This is a genomic window from Hyphomicrobium zavarzinii ATCC 27496 (assembly GCF_000383415.1).
In the GTDB taxonomy this organism is placed as follows: domain Bacteria; phylum Pseudomonadota; class Alphaproteobacteria; order Rhizobiales; family Hyphomicrobiaceae; genus Hyphomicrobium_C; species Hyphomicrobium_C zavarzinii.
The window spans coordinates 338,445-357,090 of record NZ_KB911259.1 but is presented as its reverse complement, the minus strand read 5'-3'; the positions used below and the strand labels follow the sequence as shown (position 1 = coordinate 357,090).

Here is an 18,646-nt window from a genome sequence, read left to right as displayed (position 1 = left end):
GCGAGACCGTTAACTCTCTCTCCTCCGGACCTCGGGGTCCAAAGCTTTTCTGATCTAGCACCGGCGCCCGGGTCCGCCAACATACATGGTTCCGGAGGTGGTCTGGCGAACGGACGCAGGCCGGCGGAGGGCGCGTGTCCGGGAGACCGTTGCTGCCGTGGGATGAACCGGCATTTTGACGCGGATCAATCCTGAGTTTCCGGTCCGAGCCCAATATTCTTCCACGAGCCCATCAAGGAGGACTTTGCGTGACGCTCAAGCATATCAGACTGGAACTCGCGCGCGATCCGGAGTTTCCGAACGGCAGCCATGACCGGGGGTATGAGTTCATCGCTCCTTTGGGGGACGATGGCCATCTCGACGCCGAGGAATGGCAAGGCGCGCGCGAGCGCTGCCGCGTGAAGCGGTTCTGGCCGCATGAGAAGGATGCCATCGGCCATCTGATCCGGCGGCGTGGCGGGAGCTGGGCGTTCGATTACGATCCGACGCAGAGCGGGGACGACGAGCCGGGCTACAAGCTCGACAAGCATCGCATCGTTCCCGGCGAGTACGTTTCTTTCCGGGAGCACGACGGTGTGCTTCGCACCTTTTTCGTGAAGTCGGTGGTCGATCTCGATTGAGGAGAGCCGCAGCTATCCCTTGAGGTACCAGCCCCAGGGGGCGGGGCTCAGGTAGTTCGTGATCTGCTTGGGTTCCAGGAAGTTCATCAGTCCCCAGGTGCCGAGTTCTCGGCCGACGCCGCTCTTCTTCATGCCGCCCCACGGAGGCTCGAGGAAGTTCGGCTGCGAGCAATTGATCCAGACGACACCTGCCTCGAACCGGTCGGCGACGCGCGCGGCGCGTTCGAGATCGCGGGTCATGACGGCGGCGGCGAGACCGAACTCGCTGCCGTTGGCAAGTGTGAGCGCTTCCTCTTCGGTGCCGAACTCGGCGACGCACAGCACCGGCCCGAAGATTTCCTCGCGCCAGATGCGTGCATCGGGCGGTACGCCGGTGAAGATGGTGGGTTCCAGGAAATAGCCTGCGTCGAATCCGGGCGGGCGCCTCCCCCCGGACGCGAGGCGGGCTTCCTGCTTTCCGATCTCGATATAGCCAAGGACCTTGTCGTACTGGCTGCGGCTCACGAGAGGGCCCAGCAGCACGCCCTCGTCCATGCCGTTGCCGATTGTGATCTTGCGGGCCTCCTCTACGAGGCGCTCGATCAGGCGCCCGGCAATCCCTCGCTCGACGATCAAGCGGGAGGTGGCGCTGCAGACCTGCCCCTGGTTCCAGAAGATTCCGAACATCACCCATTCGACGACCTGCTCCAGATCGGCATCGTCGAAGACGACGATGGGTGATTTTCCGCCGAGTTCGAGACTGACGCTCTTGATGTCCCGGGCGGCAGCGGTGGCGACGGCTATGCCGGTCGGCACGGAGCCGGTGAAGGCGAGCTTTCTTACGTCGGGATGCGCGGCGAGGCGCGCTCCCGCGTCGTTGCCGTAGCCCGTCACGACGTTGACGACACCTGGAGGGACCGCAGCTTCCTCGCAAATGCGCGCAAGCTCGATCGCTGTGAGCGGGGTGAACTCAGACGGCTTCAGCACCAGGGTGCACCCGGCGGCGAGCGCTGGGGCTACCTTCCATGCCGCCATCAGAAGCGGATAGTTCCACGGCACGATAAGGCCGGCTACTCCGGCGGGAACATATTTCACGGTGGTCTTGAAACGGTCGTCCGGAACGGCGATCGCTTCGCCCTGGCGTGCATCCAGCTCTTCGGCGTAGGCGGCGTAGAGGTTGAAACAATAGGCGGCGTCCGAGATGTCGCCCAGGGCTTCCGCGAGTGGTTTGCCGTTGTCGCGAACCTCGAGCTCGGCAAGCGCCTGCTTCTCGCGCTCGATGGCGTCCGCGATTGCGCGCAGAACAACGGCGCGCTCACGGCCGGTGGTGCGTCCCCAGGGACCTTGTCCCGCGCGCTTTGCCGCTGTGACGGCGCGGTCCACGTCGTCAGCCGTGCCCGCAGAGCAGGTTCTGAAGACCCGCTCGGTCGCGGGATCGACGACGTCGATGGTGCCGCCCCGGGCTGCGGCCTGCCATGTTCCATCGATGAAGAGTTTCGGCGTCATGAGATCCTGTCGGGGTTTCGAGCGGAAGGGGTCACGCAAAGCGGGAGAGGTAGCGTTCGCAGAGCGGCCCTGTTCCTTGCGTGTAGGCGACGCCCATCTCTTGCGCGAGGTTGGTTTCCGAATGGGAGCCGATCCAGGCGACGAGCAGGATGCGTCTCAGCATCACGAAGGTCTCGATCTCCGTCTCCTCCTCCGGGCTCAGCGCGCCGAAGCGGCGGTATCCGCGCGTCCAAGCCTTGATCAGCTCCGGTACCTCCGGCGCATCCTCGAAAAACGAGACTGTCGTCGCGCAGTCGTAGAGGAACCAGGAGAAGCCGCAGTCGTCGAAATCGATAACCTTCACGGTGTCGCCATCGACCAGGAGATTGGCGAGGCGCATGTCGCCATGAACGAGATTGAAGACGGACGGCGACGTTCCGATACGTGCGAGGCGACGTTCGATCACGGCCACGGCCTCGGAAATAACGGCTGCGATCTCCGGGGTGAGCCCCATGCCATCCCGCCATCGCCCCCAGTGCGGCGTCGCGCCCAGGCTCGTCTCGAACGTCCAGCTATGGCGCTCGAACCAAGGTGGCCGGTTCCACGCCTTCACGTGGCCATGCATGTGGGCGGCCGTCTCGCCCAGGCGCTCGAAGCCCGCTATGTCGTTGGGCGCAGGCTCCTGGCCGGCCTCCCACGCGAAAAGCACGACATTGCGCGGGCTGGGTAATCCGTCGATGGCGACGGACTGGATCAGCTCGCCGTCGCGGCCGGCGATGGGCGCTGGCACGGCTGCGGCGCTCGCCTCCTTGAGCGCGGAGAGCCACGCCAGCTCGGATGCAATGGCTGTCGGCGAGTGGTAGCCTTCGCGATGGATCCGCAATGCCCACCGGTTGCCCGTCGCAGGATCGTCCAGGCGATAGGTGGCGTTCTCCGAAATGTTGATGAGGGTCGGCGTGGTATCGGGCGGAAGCGCGAAGCGGCGAAGCGATTGCGCGGCGAGCTTGTCGAGCAACTCGACGGCCGGGGCTGCTTCCGTTTCGCTCACGCTTCGATCTTCCTCTGCTGCGTGGCCGCACTTTTCCGGCGGCCCCACCCCGTGACACACGCGTCCGCGACGTATGCGGACGTGTTGACAGCAAAAGTATATCGCAGGAAGCACAAGGGGATGCACGCGCTCAATGCTCTCCCGCTCGGGCCCCGCCTGCGGTATAGATTTGCGGGTGTGGACGGCGTTGGATGCAATCAGACGTGATGAAGCAGGTCGATTGATGGTGAAACGGAAGGCAGCCGCCCCGGCAACTCGGCGCAAGGCGATCGCGGAAAAGGGGCCTCTGTCGCGGGCGATGTTGCGGCTGCGCATCGTGTTTCCCGATGAGCGGCAGCTCGGGCCGGGAAAAGTGGATCTGCTGGAGGCGATCGGGCGGACGGGCTCGATCTCGTCGGCGGCGCGGGATCTCGGGATGTCCTACCGGCGCGCGTGGCTTCTGGCGGACGAGCTTGCCAAGCTGTTCAAGCGGCCTATCCTCACCACCGCGGCAGGCGGGGCGCATGGAGGCGGCGCGGAGCTGACGGACTTCGGCCGCGCGCTGATCGCGGCCTATCGGCGGATCGAGGACCGCGCAGCGGAAGCCGCGCGCGCCGAGCTTGTGGCTTTCGAGTCCGATCTCGAAAACGTGTGAACGTTGGAAGCAAGCCGGGGTTGCTCTCGCCGACCGCCGGCCTGCCGTTTCCGCTCATTTCAGAACGGTGAAGCCTTGGCCTTCGAACACCTTCGCGGCGTCCGGGCTCGAGAGGAATTCGAGGAATTTTCTGGCTTCCGCGCTGGTCGACGAAGCGGCGATGGCCACCGGATAGACGATCGGCGGATGGCTGTCTGCCGGGAAGGTATCGATCACCTTCACCTGCGGGTCGCTCTTGGCGTCCGTGCCGTAGACGATGCCGAGGGGCGCCTCGCCACGTGCCACGTAAGCCAGGGCGACGCGGACGTTCTCTGCGCCCGCGACCTTCGCGGACACTGCCTCCCACACGCCCAGTGAGGTGAGGGCTGCCTGACCGTAGATGCCGGCGGGAACGGATTTGGGCTCGCCCATGGCAAGGCGTCCGTCGCCGAGGGCTTCCGCCAGCTTGAAGCCCTTCTCGATCTTGAGGGAGAAGGTGCTCTCCTTGGGTGCGATCAGCACCAGGGTGTTTCCGAGCAGGGTCTTGCGGGAGGCGGGATCGATCAGCTTGCGCTCGGCGACCCAATCCATCCACTTGAGGTCGGCGGAGACGAAGAGATCGGCGGGCGCGCCGGATTCGAGCTGCTTGGCGAGTGCTGACGACGCAGCAAACGACAACGCCACTTTGTTCCCTGTCTTGCTCTCCCAATCCTTGCCGATCGTGTCGAGCGCGTTCTTGAGGCTCGCTGCCGCAAAGACGACGACTGGCTTCGTGCCGGTGGCGGCGCTTTCGGAGGGGCGGGCCTCCTGCGCGTGCGCGAGCCCCGCAAAGGCGAGCGTGAGGGTGCACATCAACAATCGTGCGAATTTTGCCATGAGTGGATCCTGATTGGCGGCTGTATTTTATCGGATATAGCGATCCACCCCGGCGGCGTCTCTGTCAAGCATCGCGAAACACCGCGGGTTCGCGTCATGGCGTTGTAGAAGTGTCATGGCCGGGTTTTGCCGGCGATATTGGCGTGTCCGTCGTTATTTTGCCCGCGGGCGAACCGAGACGGAGCCGCGCGATCAAGCAAAAGGGCCAGGCATCGCAGCCCGGCCCTCCGCTCTCGATGGATTGCCGCCGAGCTTAGTGCGTCTCGTACGCCTTCTCGCCCTTGGTGAGGGCGAACTCTTCTTCGGGCGAGAGGATCAGCTTGTGACGGCCGATCAGCGCGAAGTAGAGGATGCCGATGGCGAACCAAGCAGCCACCCAGTAAACGCCGACCCGATAGACCGGGTCTTGGAGCTGCATGTAGATGGTGACGAGCGCGATGATCACGGTGAGCGCCGCGCCGACGGTGCCGAGCGGGCTCTTGTAGGGCCGTTCGAGCGTCGGGAAATCGCGCTTCAGCTTGATGTAGGTGAGGCCCTGCATCACGTAGGAGAACATGGCGCCGAACACGGCCATGTTCAGGAGCGTACCGCCGATGAGCTGTGCGCCTTTGTCGGCCCCTTCGGCAAACCACACGATCATCATCACGGAGAGACCGACGATGGCACCCACGAAGAGTGCCACGTGCGGGGTCTTACGCGTGCCGTGGGTCAGGGAGAAGGCGCGCGGGAAATAGCCGGCGCGCGACAGCGAGTAGATCTGGCGACCATAGGCGTAGATGATCGTATGGAAGCTCGCGATCAGGCCGGTAAGGGCGACGATGGCGAGCAGCGTTGCGATCTCGGTGCCGTAGATCGCGCGGAAGCCGTCGAGCAAAGGCTCGCCGGAGGCACCGAGCTTGTGCGATCCCACTCCTGTCACAGACGGATTGAGCGTCAGGATGAGGAAGGCGGAGACCAGAAGCGTGAACATGCCCGCGAGAATTCCTTTTGGCATGTCGCGCTTGGGATCGACCGATTCCTCGGCTGCGAGCGGAAGCTGCTCGATGGCCAGGAACAGCCACACGGCGAACGGCAGGCCCGCGAGAATGCCGTAGGCACCGAACGGCAGGAACGGCCCGTTGCCCTCCGGCAGCTCGGCGCCATCGGGGCCGATGTTGAGGGCCCAGCGGCTGAAATCGATATGCCCGATCGCGCTCAGATTGAACACGATGAGGCACAGCAGCGCCAGGATGGTGATGATCAGCGAGAAGCGGAACGACAGCTCCACGCCGACGTAATTCAGTGTGACGAAGATGATGTAGAAGGCGATCCAGAAGAGCGGCTGTGCTTCCGCAGGCGCGCCGAGGATCGCGGCTGCATAGCTGCCGATGAAGAAGACGATGACCGAAGGCGTGATCACGTATTCGACGTTTTCGGCAAGGCCAGTGAGGAAGCCGCCCCACGGACCGAACGCGGTGCGCGCAAACGAGTAAGCGCCGCCGGTGTGCGGCATCGCCGGGCTCATTTCCGCGAGGCTGTAGGTGAGGCCCAGGTACATGGTGGCGATGATGATGGTGGCGAAGAACATGCCACCCCAGCCGCCCTGGGCCAGGCCGAGATTCCAGCCAGAGAAGTGGCCGGAGATCACCGCGCCCACGCCGAGGGCCCATAATGACCAAACGCCGGCGTGTCGCTTTAGACCGCGTGCTTTGAAATAGGCGTCATCGACCTTTTCATAGGTCACGCCTTGCGTGGAGTGTTGTTGCATTGTTTAGCTCCCCTGAGTGCGCCATTTTGGCGCATTCAGGATAAGCTAAGACCGGTCTCTCGGGAGGGGGGTGGTTGTAGCAAAACGGAAAAAACCCCCGTATTTCTTCAACCTGTTGATTTTGCTTGTATTAAGCCGCGACGAGTTCTGGTTTTCCAGCAATCTGCACGCGGTTGCGGCCGTCCTGCTTGGCGCTCATCAGGGCCTTGTCGGCCCGTTGCAGGGCGAGACTCAGGGGCTCGTTTGCGGTCCAGGCCGAGACGCCGAAACTGCAACTCGCGTGGAACGGAGCACTGCCGCCGTCGAACTCGTGGGCGGCGATGTTCTGGCGGATGACGTCGCACCAATGGGCGGCCTGGTCTGCATCCAGAATGGGAAACGCGAGGGCGAATTCCTCTCCGCCGAGGCGGGCAACGACGGGAGCTTCCTCGCCTGCGATGCGCGCGACGGTCTTGATGACGAGATCTCCGACATCATGGCCATAGGTGTCGTTGATGCTCTTGAAGCGGTCGATATCGAGAAGGCACAGCGCAAGGTTGTCCGAGGCATCGAGCTCGCGGCGCTTCTCTTCCATGGTCGCCAGAAATGCGCGGCGGTTGAGTACGCCCGTCAAGTAGTCGGTCTGCGCCTGCTCGACGAGCTGGCGCTGCATGGTGATGATGCGGTTGGCCGCGCGCAGGCGCGCCATGAGCTCCTCGCGGCGCACCGGCTTCACGGTGAAGTCGTCGGCGCCGCAGTCGAGCGCTTCCGCGAGCGCACGCTCGCTGGTGTTCGACGACATGACGATGATGTGGAGCGGGCGCTTGTCGCCGACGAATGTGCGAAGGTTCCAGCACAGCTCCAGGCCGGGTATAGGCTCGAGTTCGAGGCTGGTCAGCACCACGTCCACGGAGCGCGTGGATTCGATGTATTGCAGCGCGAGATCCGATGCCGAAAAGCAATCGACATAGCATCCCGTAGCTTCAAGCTCGATTGCGAGCTTCTGTTGAACGACCCGGCTCGGGTCGATGATGACGACATGCATTCGTTGTTCTTTTTGAAATCGACCACCGACCCACGCACCCTAACCGGATAGGGTGAACAGGTGATTACCGTGAACGGAGCGAAGGTGTTCGCCCTTCGGAGGGTCGGGGAAGTGTGTGGTGCCGACAGCAGTATTGGGAGGGAAGCTGCCTGCCGGCACCACGAGCATGACGCCACCCGTGCTCTAGGGTCGGGGAGGGGGTGCGGGCGGCGTCTGCTGTGCAAGCCCGAAGCGTCGTCATTGATCGCGCGATCTCGATCAGAGCTGGCCATATCTGCGGGATAACGCGGGAACCGCGGGCCGGTTCCCGGGATTGCAACGTGCAGCGTGGGGTGCGGGTCTTCGGAATTTTAATCGCACCTTCGATGGAACCGGCTGGGCCTTCGTGCGTTCCACGGGATGGTTCGCAGAATGTCTTGGTCGGGCTTCAAGGCTCTCGATCTGGCTTAATGTATTGAGAACGCTGGGCTTAATGGCAATGGGATCGCCAGCTTGCAGTTGCGGGAAACATTGAGACACGGCGGGACAGGGGAAATAAACGCAGTAAAAATGAACGCTGCCCTCAAGGGAGCGGCCGCGCATGGGTGTGGAGACGACCGAGGCGGTCCTGCGCGTGCGGTCATGGTCCTGAGTTCTGCGACGGGGCAACTTGGGTTGGAGAAAGTGAAAAGGTTCCGAGGGATCTCATCAAGATGACGACACCTAAATCCGTTCAACCGGCTCAGAGCGTGACAGCCGAGAGCGCCGTCGATACGGAGCCGCCGGCGAGCGTCGACGCGGCTATCCAGGGAGCGCTCGGGCGGAGGTTGCGCGAGAGCTACGAGGAGGTTGTGCGCGAGAAGGTGCCTGACAAGTTCCTGCACCTGCTCGATCAACTCAAGAAGTCCGAGACCAGCGGCAAAGGCGGGTGAAAGTCCCAATGGCAGCACCTGATTTCGAAGAAGCCCTGGTCGGCGCGATTTCACATCTTCGCGCCTTCGCCCGCTCGTTCGCGAACGATCCCGCGCGCGCGGACGATTTGGTACAGGAAACGCTCGTCAAGGCCTGGAACAGCCGGGACTCCTTTACGCCTGGCACCAACTTCCGGGCGTGGCTGTTCACCATTCTCAGAAACGTCTATTTTTCGCAGCATCGGAAGTTACGCCGCGAGGTGGACGACCCAGAAGATCATTACCAGAACTCGCTCGCCGTTCAGCCCGAGCAGTATGGCCATCTCGATCTCGCGGATTTCCGGTCGGCGCTTTCGACGCTTCCGTCGGATCAACGCGAGGCGCTGGTGCTGGTCGGCGCGGAAGGCTTTTCCTACGAGGAGGCCGCGGAAATCTGCGGCTGCGCCGTGGGCACCATCAAGAGCCGCGTAAACCGCGCGCGCAACAGACTGGTGGAGCTGCTCGGCGACGAGGATCTCAAATCCGGCACGCACTCGACCGTTCCGTCACAGATCGCGGGGCTGGTCAAGGACAGTGCGAGGGGTTGAGGCCCGACACCTAGTTGTTTGATATGGAACATTTAAATTTGGTTTCGGAACTTTTGCCCCCGGCCCGGCGTTAATGACGAGGGTCGCGGCCGTCCGCATGCCAGTGATGGTCTGCTTTGTAGGGAGAAAACACCATGTCGCTTGCTGAAACGATTGCGCCTCAGCTGCCTTATCTCAGGCGTTTTGCGCGCGCGTTGACCGGCAGCCAGGAGAGCGGGGATGCCTATGTGGTGGCCGTGCTCGAAACGCTTGTGGCTGATCCAGACAGCTTTCCGCAGGGCAGCCTGAAACGCGTCGGCCTCTACAAGTGCTTCCTCAAGGTTTGGAACTCGATCAGCGTCAACCACGAGCCGGCGGTGCCGAAAACCCAGGCCGATCGCAGCCTGGAAGCTATCACGCCGCTGCCGCGCCAGGCTTTTCTTCTCGCTTCCGTAGAGGGGTTCACGACGCAGCAGATCGCCGAAATTCTTGAGTGTTCGAACGATGCCGTTACGCGTTTGATCGAGGAGGCGGGTGAGCAGATCGCGGAGCAGACCGCAACGGACGTTCTCATCATCGAGGACGAGCCGCTGATCTCCATGGATCTCGAAGCCCTCGTCAAAGGTCTCGGCCACAGGGTGTCGGGCATTGCACGCACGCACCGCGAGGCGCTGGCGGAGGTCCGGAAGAAAAAGCCAGGTCTCGTGCTCGCCGATATTCATCTGGCCGATGGCAGCTCGGGTCTCGATGCGGTTAACGAGATCCTGCTCGGGTTCAATGTGCCCGTGATCTTCATTACGGCTTTCCCGGAGCGCCTTTTGACGGGCGAGCGCCCGGAGCCGACCTTTCTCATCACCAAGCCTTTCGAGCCCAATACCGTTCGGGCGCTGGTCAGCCAAGCGCTGTTCTTCGGCACGAATGCACACGTTCCCGAGACGCCGGCGGGCATTGGCAGCCAGAGAGGGCCGCGTCTCGGCGCTGGCGCGTCTTCGGCTGGCGGCCGGTCCGCAAGGCCTTAAGCATAACGGCGTCTCTTCCGGCGCTCCGGCGCCGGGAGTATCGTGCCGTCTTCTGGTCGCCTGGGGTGTTCCAGGCGCATTCTCCCGGATGCGCGAAGCGAGAGGCCTCCCCGGCCGCTCCTTCCGATCACATAAACGCGAAAAGGATGATCGCCTTTTTCATTGAATTGAAAGCAGACGTGATTCACGCTCGCGCTTGCCGATCCGGGCCGAGGTTCGCGTTCTATATTTCGCGAGTCACCGGATGCCTGCCGGCTTGCTTTCTATGTCATTGCTCGTCGAGCCGTAATTGGTGGACCTAGAATGGCGCGTGTTCTGGTTGTCGATGACGAAGCCCTCATTGCCATGATGCTCTGCGACCTGCTCACGGAGTACGGGCATGAAACCGTTGGGCCGGCGCACTCGGAAAGTCAGGCGCTGGAGCTCGTGGCTTCCACGCCGATCGATGCGGCGATCCTCGATGTGACGCTTGGCGATCACGATTGCTTCGCGGTGGCCGAGGCGCTGGGCGAGCGCGGCATTCCGTTCGCGTTCGCCACGGGCCATGGCGCCCATGCCATGCCGGATGCATTTCGAGAGCGCATGACGGTCTCCAAACCGTTCGACTTCGACGTGGTGCGCAAGCTCGTCAACGAGCTCGTGACGTCTCAAAATCAGGCATGATCCTCGAGCGTCGTGAGCCTCTCCACGGGATCCGCGTTCCGGACCCCAAATCCTTGGGAACTTTGGTTGCCGCGGTGCGCTATCGATTGACCAGAGTTCGCCGTGCGAACCACCAATATCGGGTCTTGGGATGACACGTCCTTCGGCCATTGCTGGCCTTCTCGTCCTCGATCCTGCGGTTGCGCGGCATGCCTTCTACCGGGAGGCTCTGGCGGGGCTCGCCGATCGCATCGAATTCCTGACACCGTCGGACGACATCGCCGCAGCTCTCGGCGATAGCCAGCAGTTCGCGGCTGTGCTGGTCCAACTCGACGGGATGGACGGTTCGAGGCTGCGGCAGATGGGCGATATGCTCGGTGCCTTGGCTGGCACCCCCGTGGTGTTCCTTTCCGCTGATGCGGAGCGTGTAGAGGCGATCACGGACGGTCTTGCTGCACCTTTCGACTATCTTCCCTGGCCTGTTCCGCCACGGCTTCTGCGCGCAAAGGCAAGCCTCTTGCTCGAACGGGCGCGGCTGCATGGCGAGTTGGCGCGCTTGTCCGGATCCGTTGCCACGCTCGGCTCAGACCTGGATCGGCTTCAGGCAACGGCTGCGGAGGAAGTCCGGCGTGCGGACAGATTAGGCTCGCTCGCGAGCGAGCACGTCCACCGCGGCAAGAATCTTCTCGCGATCATGCAGTCCATCTCGCTCAGGACCTTGAGCGAGGGCCGTCCGATGGATGAAGCGCGTGGTGCCTTGATCGGGCGGCTGCGGGCGATTTCGCGCGCCTATCAAATGCTGACGGCGGGGGATGGAAGCGGGGCCGGTATCGGCGAGATCATGGACGGGGAGCTGCACGAGGTCATCCATCGCGTAACCACATCCGGGCCGCCGGTGCGGCTACGCGGCTCGGTGGTGCAAACCTTCACACTTGCCGTGCACGAACTGGCTACGAATGCGATGCAGCACGGCGCGCTCTCCGGTCAGTCCGGCACCGTGAACGTGGGCTGGACCCTGTTCGAGACGGAAGCCGAGCGGTATCTCGAATTCGAATGGTCCGAGCAGGGCGGGACAGTGCCGGCCGTGACGCCACGCCGTGGTTTCGGTCTCAGTCTGATCTCGTCGCTGGCGGGACCCGGTGCGGCGAGCCCCAATATCAGCTTCGATGGGGAGGGTTTCTCCTGCCGTCTCAGGTTTCCGCAAGAAATGATCGTCTCCGAGTAACGTAACCGCTCAGGATTCGAGGCGACGCGGGGTCGTGAAATGCTCCAGGTGCCCGCTGGCCGACGTGATGTCCTTCCAGCTCGAAGCCTTGAAGGTGAGCACGGCCAGCGCTCCCGTGGGGAACTCTTGCGCGAGGGCGGCGAGCGTCTTGCGGTCTCCATCGCCTGCAAGCTCGAGCGCGAGCGCGTGAAGGCCGGGGTTGTGGCCCACCAGCAGCACGTGCGGCTCGTCCTCGGCGTACTGGCCGAGCACGGTGCGCGTGACCTCGGGCGAGGCAAGGTACAGCGCTTCGTCGTAAACCACGCGCGGCGCGGGCGGGCCTAGCTCGGCGAGCAGCAGCGTCAAGGTCGCGCGCGTGCGCATGGCATCCGAGCACAAGGCCAGCGTCGGTCTCAGCTTTTCATGGCGGATGAACTTGGCGAGCGCGGGAATTGCTTTCGCGCCGCGCTTGGCGAGCGGACGGTCGTGATCGTCAAGCTCGGGATCGGACCAGCTCGACTTTGCGTGGCGGAGGATGGAAAGAGTCAGCATGCCGCGAGCATGGCGGATTGCAGCGCGGCGTCAAGGGCCCTGACGGCCAATGTGAGCACCCCCATCCGAGCGGCTCAAAAAGCGTGAGCGGCCGAGGATAAAAAAAGGAGCCCAAGTTTGGCTTGGGCTCCAGTTTAGCTGTTTGGATGGACATTGCCGTCTAAAGAAACCAGGGGAACCTCGATGGTCAAAAGATCGGCACCAAACAGCATCGTACTTGGGAGGAAGACGTAGTGAAGTAGTGTTGGAGGCGTGAGGTAATCAGCGCTCCGAGGCCGGATGGGTCCGGAAACGCAGCGGGTCGTAGAACGGCATCCGCACGACGTGAGCGTTGAGCACCTTGCCGCCGTCGTTGATCTCGACGGCCGTGCCGAGTGCCGTGTGCGACGGCGCGATCTGGGCCATGGCCAGCGACTTGCCGAGATGCTGGCTGAAGGTGGTGCTGGTCACGATGCCGACTTCCTTGCCGCCTGCGAAAACCTTCGCGCCGGGGGTGACGGCTTCGTGGGAATCCACTTCCAGGCCGGTGATGAACGAGCGCTCCTTGCCCTTGCTCGCGGCTACGGCCGCCTTGCCGCGGAAGTCAGGCTTGCTGAGATCGATGGTCCAGTCGGCGCGCACTTCCCAAGGCGTGGTGTCGCCATGGGGCATATCGAACGGGAAGAACAGCAGGCCGGATTCGACGCGGACGATGTCGAGGCAGGTCCAGGAGACCGGCATGACGCCCTTTGCCTTTCCGGCTTCGAGGATCGAATCCCAGATGAAGCCCGCGTCTTCGCGGCTGGTGAAGACTTCGTAGCCGCGCTCGCCGGAGTAGCCGCCGCGTGCGATCGAAACCGGGCGGCCGAAAAGCGTTGTCTTCAGATGCTTGAAGTAGCCGAGCTTCGACAGATCGGCCGGCGTATGGGGAGCCAACACATCGAGCGCGACGGGGCCCTGCAGCGAGAGAATGTGCACATCGTCATCGGGCTCGATCTTGACGTCGTACTTCGACGCGTACTCCTTCAGCGCTTCGCCGAAGGCGCCGCCGCCATGGGAGATGCGGAACGTGTTCTGGCCGTCGACGTACACGAGAACGTCGTCGATGAGTGCGCCAGCATCGTTGACGGTGTTCGAGATATGCGAGTCGCCGACGGCGGCCTTCGAAACGTCGGTGGTGAGGAGATAGTTCAGGAACTTCGTGGCGTCCGGACCGGAGACGTTGACGATGTTGAGGCCGGTGACCTCGATGAGGCCTGCGCGATAGCGCGTTGCTGCAACCTCGTCATAGGGATCGGTGGCGTAGTTCTGAGGAATCGGCATGCCGTTCCAGGACTGGGTCAGGTCCGACCCGAGCGCGCGGTGGCGGCTTTCGAGCGCAGTTTTGCGGGTGATATTCGACATCATTTCCTCCGAGTACTTTTTGGGCTGCTGCGCATACGCATGCCGAGCTTTTTCAAATTTCTCGCACGTCGTTTCTTTTGAGTCAACTTTTTTTCTTAGTGAGAAATTCAAAATTCGGGAAATTTGAATGCGGGACGCATAGCGGAAACGTCCGGAATGAGCGCAGCGGACGATTGTGCGTGGAAGCTCAATCGTCCGCTGCAAGTTTCAGATCTCAATCAGGACCGCCGCCCTGAGAGGTCGGTGCGCCGTCGTCATACTGAGACAGCCATTCGAGGGTGGTGTCGCGGTAGCGTGTGATGCCCTTGTAGTCGATGAGCTCCTGCGGGAGCGATTTCAGAACGCGATGCATGCGGCGGCCCCACTTCGGCACCGTGACCAGCTCGCGCATCTTGATCAGATAGCCGCGGATGGAGAAGAGGATGGCGTTCGAGCGCGGGAGGCGCCACAGCGCCTGCAGCTCGACGCGCAGGTGCACCTTGTCGCCGACATTCTCCGGCGTGACCGTGGTGCGGTCCTTGCCCCACTTGTTGTAGTTCTCCGGGCTGGTATCGAGACGCGGGTTGATGGTCATCGTCCAGTTGAGGCGGCGCACAGGCTGGCCGAGCTGGAGGTTCAAGAGGAACTTCAGCGCGCGATCGAACACCTTCATGTCATGGGCGAGCGGCACCGGGCCGTGCCATTCCATGAAGTTCATGCCGACGTCGAAATCGAGCGACCAATCGGCCTGGGTGGTGATGATTCCCGCATCCATCCAGAGCTGTCCGTCGCGCTGGTCCTGGATCGAGAAGTCACCCTGGCACTGGCGGCCGATGTACTCCATCGGCTCGTAGGGCAGCGTCGAGGGATCGCCGAAGACGAACTTCTGGTCGATGTTGAGCGGGCGGTTGATCCAGTGCCAGTTGTCGCCCTCGGTCTTGAGCGAGAACCACTGCGGGTAATCCCGCGCCATGGAGGTCATCAGCAGCTCGAGAAAGTCCCACTGCGCCAGCATCATGTGAGGAAGGGCCTGGCAGCGGAGCGGGTCCTCCTTGAGGACGATGGCGCGATCCGCCATCTCGGAGACGTAGTGCTCGTTGATGTCGATGGGGAACTCGAACACCGAGCCCGCAGGGCCCTTGGTGTGCGGCTCGATGTTCACCGAGTACATGTACTTGTCTTCCCAGAACGGGAAGGGGAAGCGCCTGATCGACTCCGGGCTGTTCGAGAACGTGTAATCGTCCCGGAAGGTCTCTTTCTTGAATTCCTGATTCATTAGCTTGCTCCTAAGACCGCTTTTCGGGAGGTGACATCAGAGATCGAGAGTGATCCGCGATCCTTTGAGGCGAGAAACGCAGATCATGATTTTGTTTCCAGCCTGCTTTTCCTCGTCGGTCAGATAGTGGTCGTAGTGGAGAATGCTGCCGTCGCAGCTCACCACGGCCGTCTCGCACTGTCCGCATGCCCCGCCGCGGCAGAGATACGGAGGCTCGAGGCCAGCGGATTCGAGTGCCTGGAGGATGCTTTCGTCCTCCTTCACGCGGATGGTTCGGCCCGATTTCGTGAGCTCCACATCGAACGGCAGGCCGCCGCGCGGGGCGGTGAAGTGCTCGGCGTGGACGTGCTGGCTTGGCCAGCCGGCTTCCTTGGCGAGCCGCAGCACATCCTCGATCATCGCGTCGGGACCGCAGACATAGAGATGCGTTCCGAGGGGCTGCTGACCGAGGAGATTGGTGAGATCGATCCGCTGGGCGGAGACGGTCTGATAGTGGTGAAGCTTGCGGCCGTATTTCCGCTTCAACTCATCCACGTATGCGCCCGAGCTCGGCGTGCGGGTGGAGTAGTGCAGCTCGAAGGGCGCGCCGATCTGCTGAAGCTGCTCGGCCATCGCCATGATCGGCGTGATGCCGATGCCGCCCGCGATGAGGAGATGCTTGCGCGCGCGAAGGTCGAGCGCGAACAGATTCGAGGGGTGGCTGATGGTGACGAAAGCGCCTTCGTATAGCTTCTCGTGCACGTACAGCGATCCGCCGTGCGAATTATTGGTCTTGAGGACGCTGATCTCGTAGCCGGTGGTGTCGCTCAGCGAACCCATGAGCGAGTAGGGGTTCTTGATGGTCTTGGCGCCGTCGCGCATCGTGACCACGGTGTGGGCGCCGGCCGAGAAGGTGGGCAGCGGGCGTCCGTCGATGGGGACGAAGCGGATGCGCTTGATGCGCTCTGCGACGGTTTCGACGCGGGCGACGCGGACGGGAATTTCAGCGCCACTCATTTGAACACCTCGACGATCTCGGGGAGCTCGCCGGGAACCTCGGCGTCGACGCACACGCCCTGGAAGGCTGCGAGGCGCTTCGAGTAGTGATCGCGGACGAGAAGATTTGCGCCGCAGTGCGCGCACTTGACGATGTTCGTCTTCACGTTCTCGGTAAATCCCTTGCAATGAACGCACTGTACGCGGCGGGCCATAGTGCCGCGATGCTCGGTCAGGACCGCTTGCGGGTCCATGCCAAGCTCCTGTGCGAGTTGGACGGTGAGGCCGATCATGGTTTCGGTTCCCGCGGCGTAGATGCGGGTTCCCATGCGCGCCACGTGGAGCACGCCGGTCAGGCGCCGGATCGCCGTGACGACCGTCGGCAGCGCATGGACGATCTCGACGGGCAGTTGCTTCAGGCGTGTCGTGTAGTCGGCGCTGTTGGGCAGGGTCTCGGCGTAGACGATGGTGACGCGGCCTTTTATCTGCGGACCGTGTTGATTGAAGAGATCGATGATGGCTTGTGCTCCATCGCCATCTGCAGCGATGACGTGATGGTTCGCGTAGCAGTCGGCGATCAAGCCAGGATACTGTGGCCTGCTTTTGATGCCCTCGACAAGCATGCGCAGTTCTCCGCTAGGATTATTGGTTTCTTACGGCGCTTCGGGCGATTTCCTCGCTGTGCTCGGAGATCGCCCTAGCGCTGTGTCTTTTTTTATTGGTGCAGTTTCTTATCAGTTTCTTGTTCGGTCAGTGTCGTGTGACGGCGGGCCTGGCGGCCCACCGTCCTTTCGTCATCACGCCGGAAGCTGGAAGAACCAGTTGGCGAGAAGAACAACAGTGACGCCTGCGATGAGCGTCAGATAGGGCAGGATGCCGGCCTTGCGCACCTTGAGGTCGGCCTCGGTGAGGTTGAGGTCGTCCAGCATGTGAGCGGGGAAGCGGCCCTTGTCCTGCACATAGTGGCGGAACATGAACACCGGAATGATGAGGCCGGCCGCGATGGTGGCTGCCCAGAGTGCAACCGGGTTCCAGACCTTGGCGCCTGCGCCGAGGAACACGGCGTTGACGAAGGAGAAAAGTACGCCGATCGCGAGCAGGATCGTGGGAGCTTTCCACGGCCGCTCGATGTGGCCGTTGTCGATCCGGTGGATCCAGCCCGAGTTCAGGTTCAGGAAGTTGAAGATGATGTAGCAGCAGTTCGATACGGCGAGGATGAAGAAGTAGCTCGTCGCATCGGCCGCGGCGATGGCAAGAAGGCCGAGGTTGAAGATGAGGTCGGACCACATCGCCGCGGTGGGAGCGCCGTGCGTGTTCACGCGAGACAGGTAGCGCGGAAGCCAGCCGTCGACGGAGCCCTGGTACAGCGTGCGCGAGGAGCCGCCCATCGCCGTCATGATCGCGAGGATGAGCGCGAAGATCATCAACATGACCATGATTGACGTGACGAAGCCGCCTCCGCCCACCATGTTGCCCATAGCGGCCGCAACGCCCGAGCCGTCGACAATCGAGGCGTCGAGCATTCCGTTGAGGCCCAGCACGCCCTGGAAGGTGAAGGGGACGAGCGTGTAGAGCACGAGGCAAAGCAGGCCCGAGTAGAAGATCGCGCGGAAGGTATCGGTCTTCGGATTCTTGAACTCGCTCGTGTAGCAGATCGCGGTCTCAAACGCGTAGGTCGACCAGGCCGCGATGAACATGCCGCCGAGCACCAGCGTCCAGCCACCGATGTTCCACTCGCCATGTTCAGGCACGTAGGCCTGCTTCAAGGGTGCGAGAGGCGTGTAGTTGTCCCAGTTGATCTGGCCGGTCACGATGGGCGCGATGCCGACGATGAGCATCGGGACGATCACGAGCAGACCGATGTACTTCTGTACGTTGGCGGTGCCCAGAATGCCGCGATGCTGGATCGCGAACGTCATCAGCATCAGCGCGACGCCGATGAAGAACGTCCAGTTGAGGGAGAAGGAGACCGGACCGAGCGAGCCGCTGACAAGAGTCCAGTTGCGGAACGCGGGTGTGAGTGCCGAGACGCCGTCGGCCGCGAGCAGTGCCGCGCGTGCATCCTCGGCCGTCTTGCCGGCGTTGGCTGCCAGCCATTCTGCGATGCGCGGGCTATCGGCGGCGAGAGAGCTGGCGTTCGCCTTTACCCAGGCGAGGACTTCCGGCGACTCCGCGCCTGGGATCGGACCAAGTGCGTTCAGGATGTAGGCGGCTGCGATGGAGCAACCGAGCGAGAGCACCGGCGTCCAGGCCAGCCAGTTGCACCAGACGGAAAGCGGAGCAATCAGCTTCGAGTAACGAACCCAGGCAGAGGCGCCGTAAACGGATGCGCCGCCCGACTTGTTCGGGAAGAGGCCAGCGATCTCGGCGTAGGTAAACGACTGGATGAAGCCCATGCACATGCTGGCCATCCAGACAAGAAAGGCGACATTGCCGGTGGTTCCAGCGATGCCGCCAATGGAAAAGAGAACGAGAGCAGGAACGCCACTGGCGACCCAGAACGCGCCTCTCCAGTCAATTGATCGATGTAATGTTGGCGAGTCAGCCGCCAACGCGCCCGTTACGACATTCATTTTTTACTCCCCAGAGCTTTTTTTGTTTCCCTCTGCGAGAGCGCCATCGGACATGCGTTGAGCGCTTCGGTGTCGCAGACGGGCAATGGCGGGCGCATCGCTTTTTGGGGTGCCGTCTGTTACCGGACCCCTGATGCAACCCCCTGGGCAATAATGACGCAGCGGTTGTTTCTGTGTCAACAAATATTCGCGAGA

Annotated in this window: 18 protein-coding genes; 7 read left to right on the top strand and 11 right to left on the bottom strand. The window is 62.6% G+C overall.

Translation table 11 applies throughout. From position 1 onward, the window contains the following. Window positions 1-248 precede the first annotated feature (248 nt). Window positions 249-620 (top strand): hypothetical protein, encoded by a 372-nt coding sequence (locus F812_RS0116065; protein WP_020087009.1) that lies wholly within the window; start codon window positions 249-251, stop codon window positions 618-620. A gap of 12 nt (window positions 621-632) precedes the next feature. On the opposite strand, the gene F812_RS0116060 is transcribed toward F812_RS0116065, so the two are convergent. Together F812_RS0116060 and F812_RS0116055 are read right to left on the bottom strand one after the other, a co-directional pair. Then, the gene (locus tag F812_RS0116060; RefSeq protein ID WP_020087008.1) at window positions 633-2,105 is read right to left on the bottom strand and encodes an aldehyde dehydrogenase family protein; all 1,473 of its coding nucleotides are present in this window, start codon (window positions 2,103-2,105) and stop codon (window positions 633-635) included. 31 nt (window positions 2,106-2,136) lie between these two features. Next, window positions 2,137-3,132 carry a phosphotransferase enzyme family protein gene (locus tag F812_RS0116055; protein ID WP_020087007.1) on the bottom strand — a complete coding sequence of 332 codons (996 nt, stop codon included), beginning with the start codon at window positions 3,130-3,132 and terminating at the stop codon, window positions 2,137-2,139. Between the two features lie 223 nt (window positions 3,133-3,355). Here F812_RS0116055 and F812_RS0116050 point away from each other — a divergent pair, with 223 nt between their 5' ends. Further along, window positions 3,356-3,766, top strand: a complete 411-nt coding sequence (locus F812_RS0116050) for a winged helix-turn-helix domain-containing protein (RefSeq protein WP_020087006.1) — start codon at window positions 3,356-3,358, stop codon at window positions 3,764-3,766. 54 nt (window positions 3,767-3,820) lie between these two features. Here the strand turns inward: F812_RS0116050 and modA are convergent, their stop codons facing one another. The 3 genes from modA to F812_RS0116035 all read right to left on the bottom strand — a co-directional run bounded on the left by modA (window position 3,821) and on the right by F812_RS0116035 (window position 7,392). Further along, the gene (modA, locus tag F812_RS0116045) at window positions 3,821-4,621 is read right to left on the bottom strand and encodes a molybdate ABC transporter substrate-binding protein (RefSeq protein ID WP_245257691.1); all 801 of its coding nucleotides are present in this window, start codon (window positions 4,619-4,621) and stop codon (window positions 3,821-3,823) included. 253 nt (window positions 4,622-4,874) lie between these two features. Continuing rightward, window positions 4,875-6,368, bottom strand: a complete 1,494-nt coding sequence (gene eat / locus F812_RS0116040; protein WP_020087004.1) for an ethanolamine permease — start codon at window positions 6,366-6,368, stop codon at window positions 4,875-4,877. 130 nt (window positions 6,369-6,498) lie between these two features. Further along, complete coding sequence (locus F812_RS0116035; protein ID WP_020087003.1) at window positions 6,499-7,392, bottom strand: GGDEF domain-containing response regulator; 894 nt, start codon at window positions 7,390-7,392, stop codon at window positions 6,499-6,501. A gap of 692 nt (window positions 7,393-8,084) precedes the next feature. Between F812_RS0116035 and F812_RS24255 the strand changes: the two genes are divergently transcribed. The 5 genes from F812_RS24255 to F812_RS25625 all read left to right on the top strand — a co-directional run bounded on the left by F812_RS24255 (window position 8,085) and on the right by F812_RS25625 (window position 11,734). After that, the gene (locus F812_RS24255; RefSeq protein WP_020087002.1) at window positions 8,085-8,303 is read left to right on the top strand and encodes a NepR family anti-sigma factor; all 219 of its coding nucleotides are present in this window, start codon (window positions 8,085-8,087) and stop codon (window positions 8,301-8,303) included. Window positions 8,304-8,311: 8 nt separating this feature from the next. Next, on the top strand, window positions 8,312-8,869 hold the full coding sequence (locus F812_RS0116025; protein WP_020087001.1) for a sigma-70 family RNA polymerase sigma factor: 558 nt from the start codon (window positions 8,312-8,314) through the stop codon (window positions 8,867-8,869). Window positions 8,870-9,003: 134 nt separating this feature from the next. Further along, the gene (locus F812_RS0116020) at window positions 9,004-9,867 is read left to right on the top strand and encodes a response regulator (RefSeq protein ID WP_020087000.1); all 864 of its coding nucleotides are present in this window, start codon (window positions 9,004-9,006) and stop codon (window positions 9,865-9,867) included. A 303-nt stretch (window positions 9,868-10,170) separates the two neighbouring features. Beyond that, complete coding sequence (locus tag F812_RS0116015; RefSeq protein ID WP_020086999.1) at window positions 10,171-10,530, top strand: response regulator; 360 nt, start codon at window positions 10,171-10,173, stop codon at window positions 10,528-10,530. Between the two features lie 130 nt (window positions 10,531-10,660). Then, window positions 10,661-11,734: a sensor histidine kinase gene (locus tag F812_RS25625; protein ID WP_020086998.1), complete on the top strand. Its 1,074-nt coding sequence runs from the start codon at window positions 10,661-10,663 to the stop codon at window positions 11,732-11,734. Window positions 11,735-11,743: 9 nt separating this feature from the next. Here F812_RS25625 and F812_RS0116005 read toward each other — a convergent pair whose 3' ends face one another. From F812_RS0116005 to F812_RS0115980, 6 genes are all read right to left on the bottom strand, one after another. Beyond that, window positions 11,744-12,265, bottom strand: coding sequence for a SixA phosphatase family protein (locus F812_RS0116005; protein WP_020086997.1), 522 nt, complete (start codon window positions 12,263-12,265; stop codon window positions 11,744-11,746). 261 nt (window positions 12,266-12,526) lie between these two features. Next, complete coding sequence (locus F812_RS0116000; protein ID WP_020086996.1) at window positions 12,527-13,651, bottom strand: aminomethyl transferase family protein; 1,125 nt, start codon at window positions 13,649-13,651, stop codon at window positions 12,527-12,529. 211 nt (window positions 13,652-13,862) lie between these two features. Next, window positions 13,863-14,903 carry a heme-dependent oxidative N-demethylase family protein gene (locus tag F812_RS0115995; protein WP_020086995.1) on the bottom strand — a complete coding sequence of 347 codons (1,041 nt, stop codon included), beginning with the start codon at window positions 14,901-14,903 and terminating at the stop codon, window positions 13,863-13,865. Between the two features lie 36 nt (window positions 14,904-14,939). Next, the gene (locus F812_RS0115990) at window positions 14,940-15,899 is read right to left on the bottom strand and encodes a PDR/VanB family oxidoreductase (protein WP_020086994.1); all 960 of its coding nucleotides are present in this window, start codon (window positions 15,897-15,899) and stop codon (window positions 14,940-14,942) included. After that, the gene (locus F812_RS0115985; protein ID WP_020086993.1) at window positions 15,896-16,501 is read right to left on the bottom strand and encodes a dimethylamine monooxygenase subunit DmmA family protein; all 606 of its coding nucleotides are present in this window, start codon (window positions 16,499-16,501) and stop codon (window positions 15,896-15,898) included. The genes F812_RS0115990 and F812_RS0115985 overlap by 4 nt, the downstream gene beginning before the upstream one ends. A 174-nt stretch (window positions 16,502-16,675) precedes the next feature. Then, window positions 16,676-18,451, bottom strand: coding sequence for a trimethylamine N-oxide permease (locus F812_RS0115980; RefSeq protein WP_026868190.1), 1,776 nt, complete (start codon window positions 18,449-18,451; stop codon window positions 16,676-16,678). Window positions 18,452-18,646 lie beyond the last annotated feature (195 nt).

What these genes read in the sequence shown, in the direction of transcription:
- modA (WP_245257691.1), bottom strand. Translation starts at nt 4,621, where the DNA reads ATGGCAAAATTCGCACGATTGTTGATGTGCACCCTCACGCTCGCCTTT.
- F812_RS0116060 (WP_020087008.1), bottom strand. Translation starts at nt 2,105, where the DNA reads ATGACGCCGAAACTCTTCATCGATGGAACATGGCAGGCCGCAGCCCGG.
- F812_RS0116050 (WP_020087006.1), top strand. Translation starts at nt 3,356, where the DNA reads ATGGTGAAACGGAAGGCAGCCGCCCCGGCAACTCGGCGCAAGGCGATC.
- F812_RS0115995 (WP_020086995.1), bottom strand. Translation starts at nt 14,903, where the DNA reads ATGAATCAGGAATTCAAGAAAGAGACCTTCCGGGACGATTACACGTTC.
- F812_RS0115985 (WP_020086993.1), bottom strand. Translation starts at nt 16,501, where the DNA reads ATGCTTGTCGAGGGCATCAAAAGCAGGCCACAGTATCCTGGCTTGATC.
- F812_RS24255 (WP_020087002.1), top strand. Translation starts at nt 8,085, where the DNA reads ATGACGACACCTAAATCCGTTCAACCGGCTCAGAGCGTGACAGCCGAG.
- F812_RS0115980 (WP_026868190.1), bottom strand. Translation starts at nt 18,451, where the DNA reads ATGAATGTCGTAACGGGCGCGTTGGCGGCTGACTCGCCAACATTACAT.
- F812_RS0116025 (WP_020087001.1), top strand. Translation starts at nt 8,312, where the DNA reads ATGGCAGCACCTGATTTCGAAGAAGCCCTGGTCGGCGCGATTTCACAT.
- F812_RS0116035 (WP_020087003.1), bottom strand. Translation starts at nt 7,392, where the DNA reads ATGCATGTCGTCATCATCGACCCGAGCCGGGTCGTTCAACAGAAGCTC.
- F812_RS0116005 (WP_020086997.1), bottom strand. Translation starts at nt 12,265, where the DNA reads ATGCTGACTCTTTCCATCCTCCGCCACGCAAAGTCGAGCTGGTCCGAT.
- F812_RS0116015 (WP_020086999.1), top strand. Translation starts at nt 10,171, where the DNA reads ATGGCGCGTGTTCTGGTTGTCGATGACGAAGCCCTCATTGCCATGATG.
- F812_RS0116020 (WP_020087000.1), top strand. Translation starts at nt 9,004, where the DNA reads ATGTCGCTTGCTGAAACGATTGCGCCTCAGCTGCCTTATCTCAGGCGT.
- eat (WP_020087004.1), bottom strand. Translation starts at nt 6,368, where the DNA reads ATGCAACAACACTCCACGCAAGGCGTGACCTATGAAAAGGTCGATGAC.
- F812_RS25625 (WP_020086998.1), top strand. Translation starts at nt 10,661, where the DNA reads ATGACACGTCCTTCGGCCATTGCTGGCCTTCTCGTCCTCGATCCTGCG.
- F812_RS0116000 (WP_020086996.1), bottom strand. Translation starts at nt 13,651, where the DNA reads ATGATGTCGAATATCACCCGCAAAACTGCGCTCGAAAGCCGCCACCGC.
- F812_RS0115990 (WP_020086994.1), bottom strand. Translation starts at nt 15,899, where the DNA reads ATGAGTGGCGCTGAAATTCCCGTCCGCGTCGCCCGCGTCGAAACCGTC.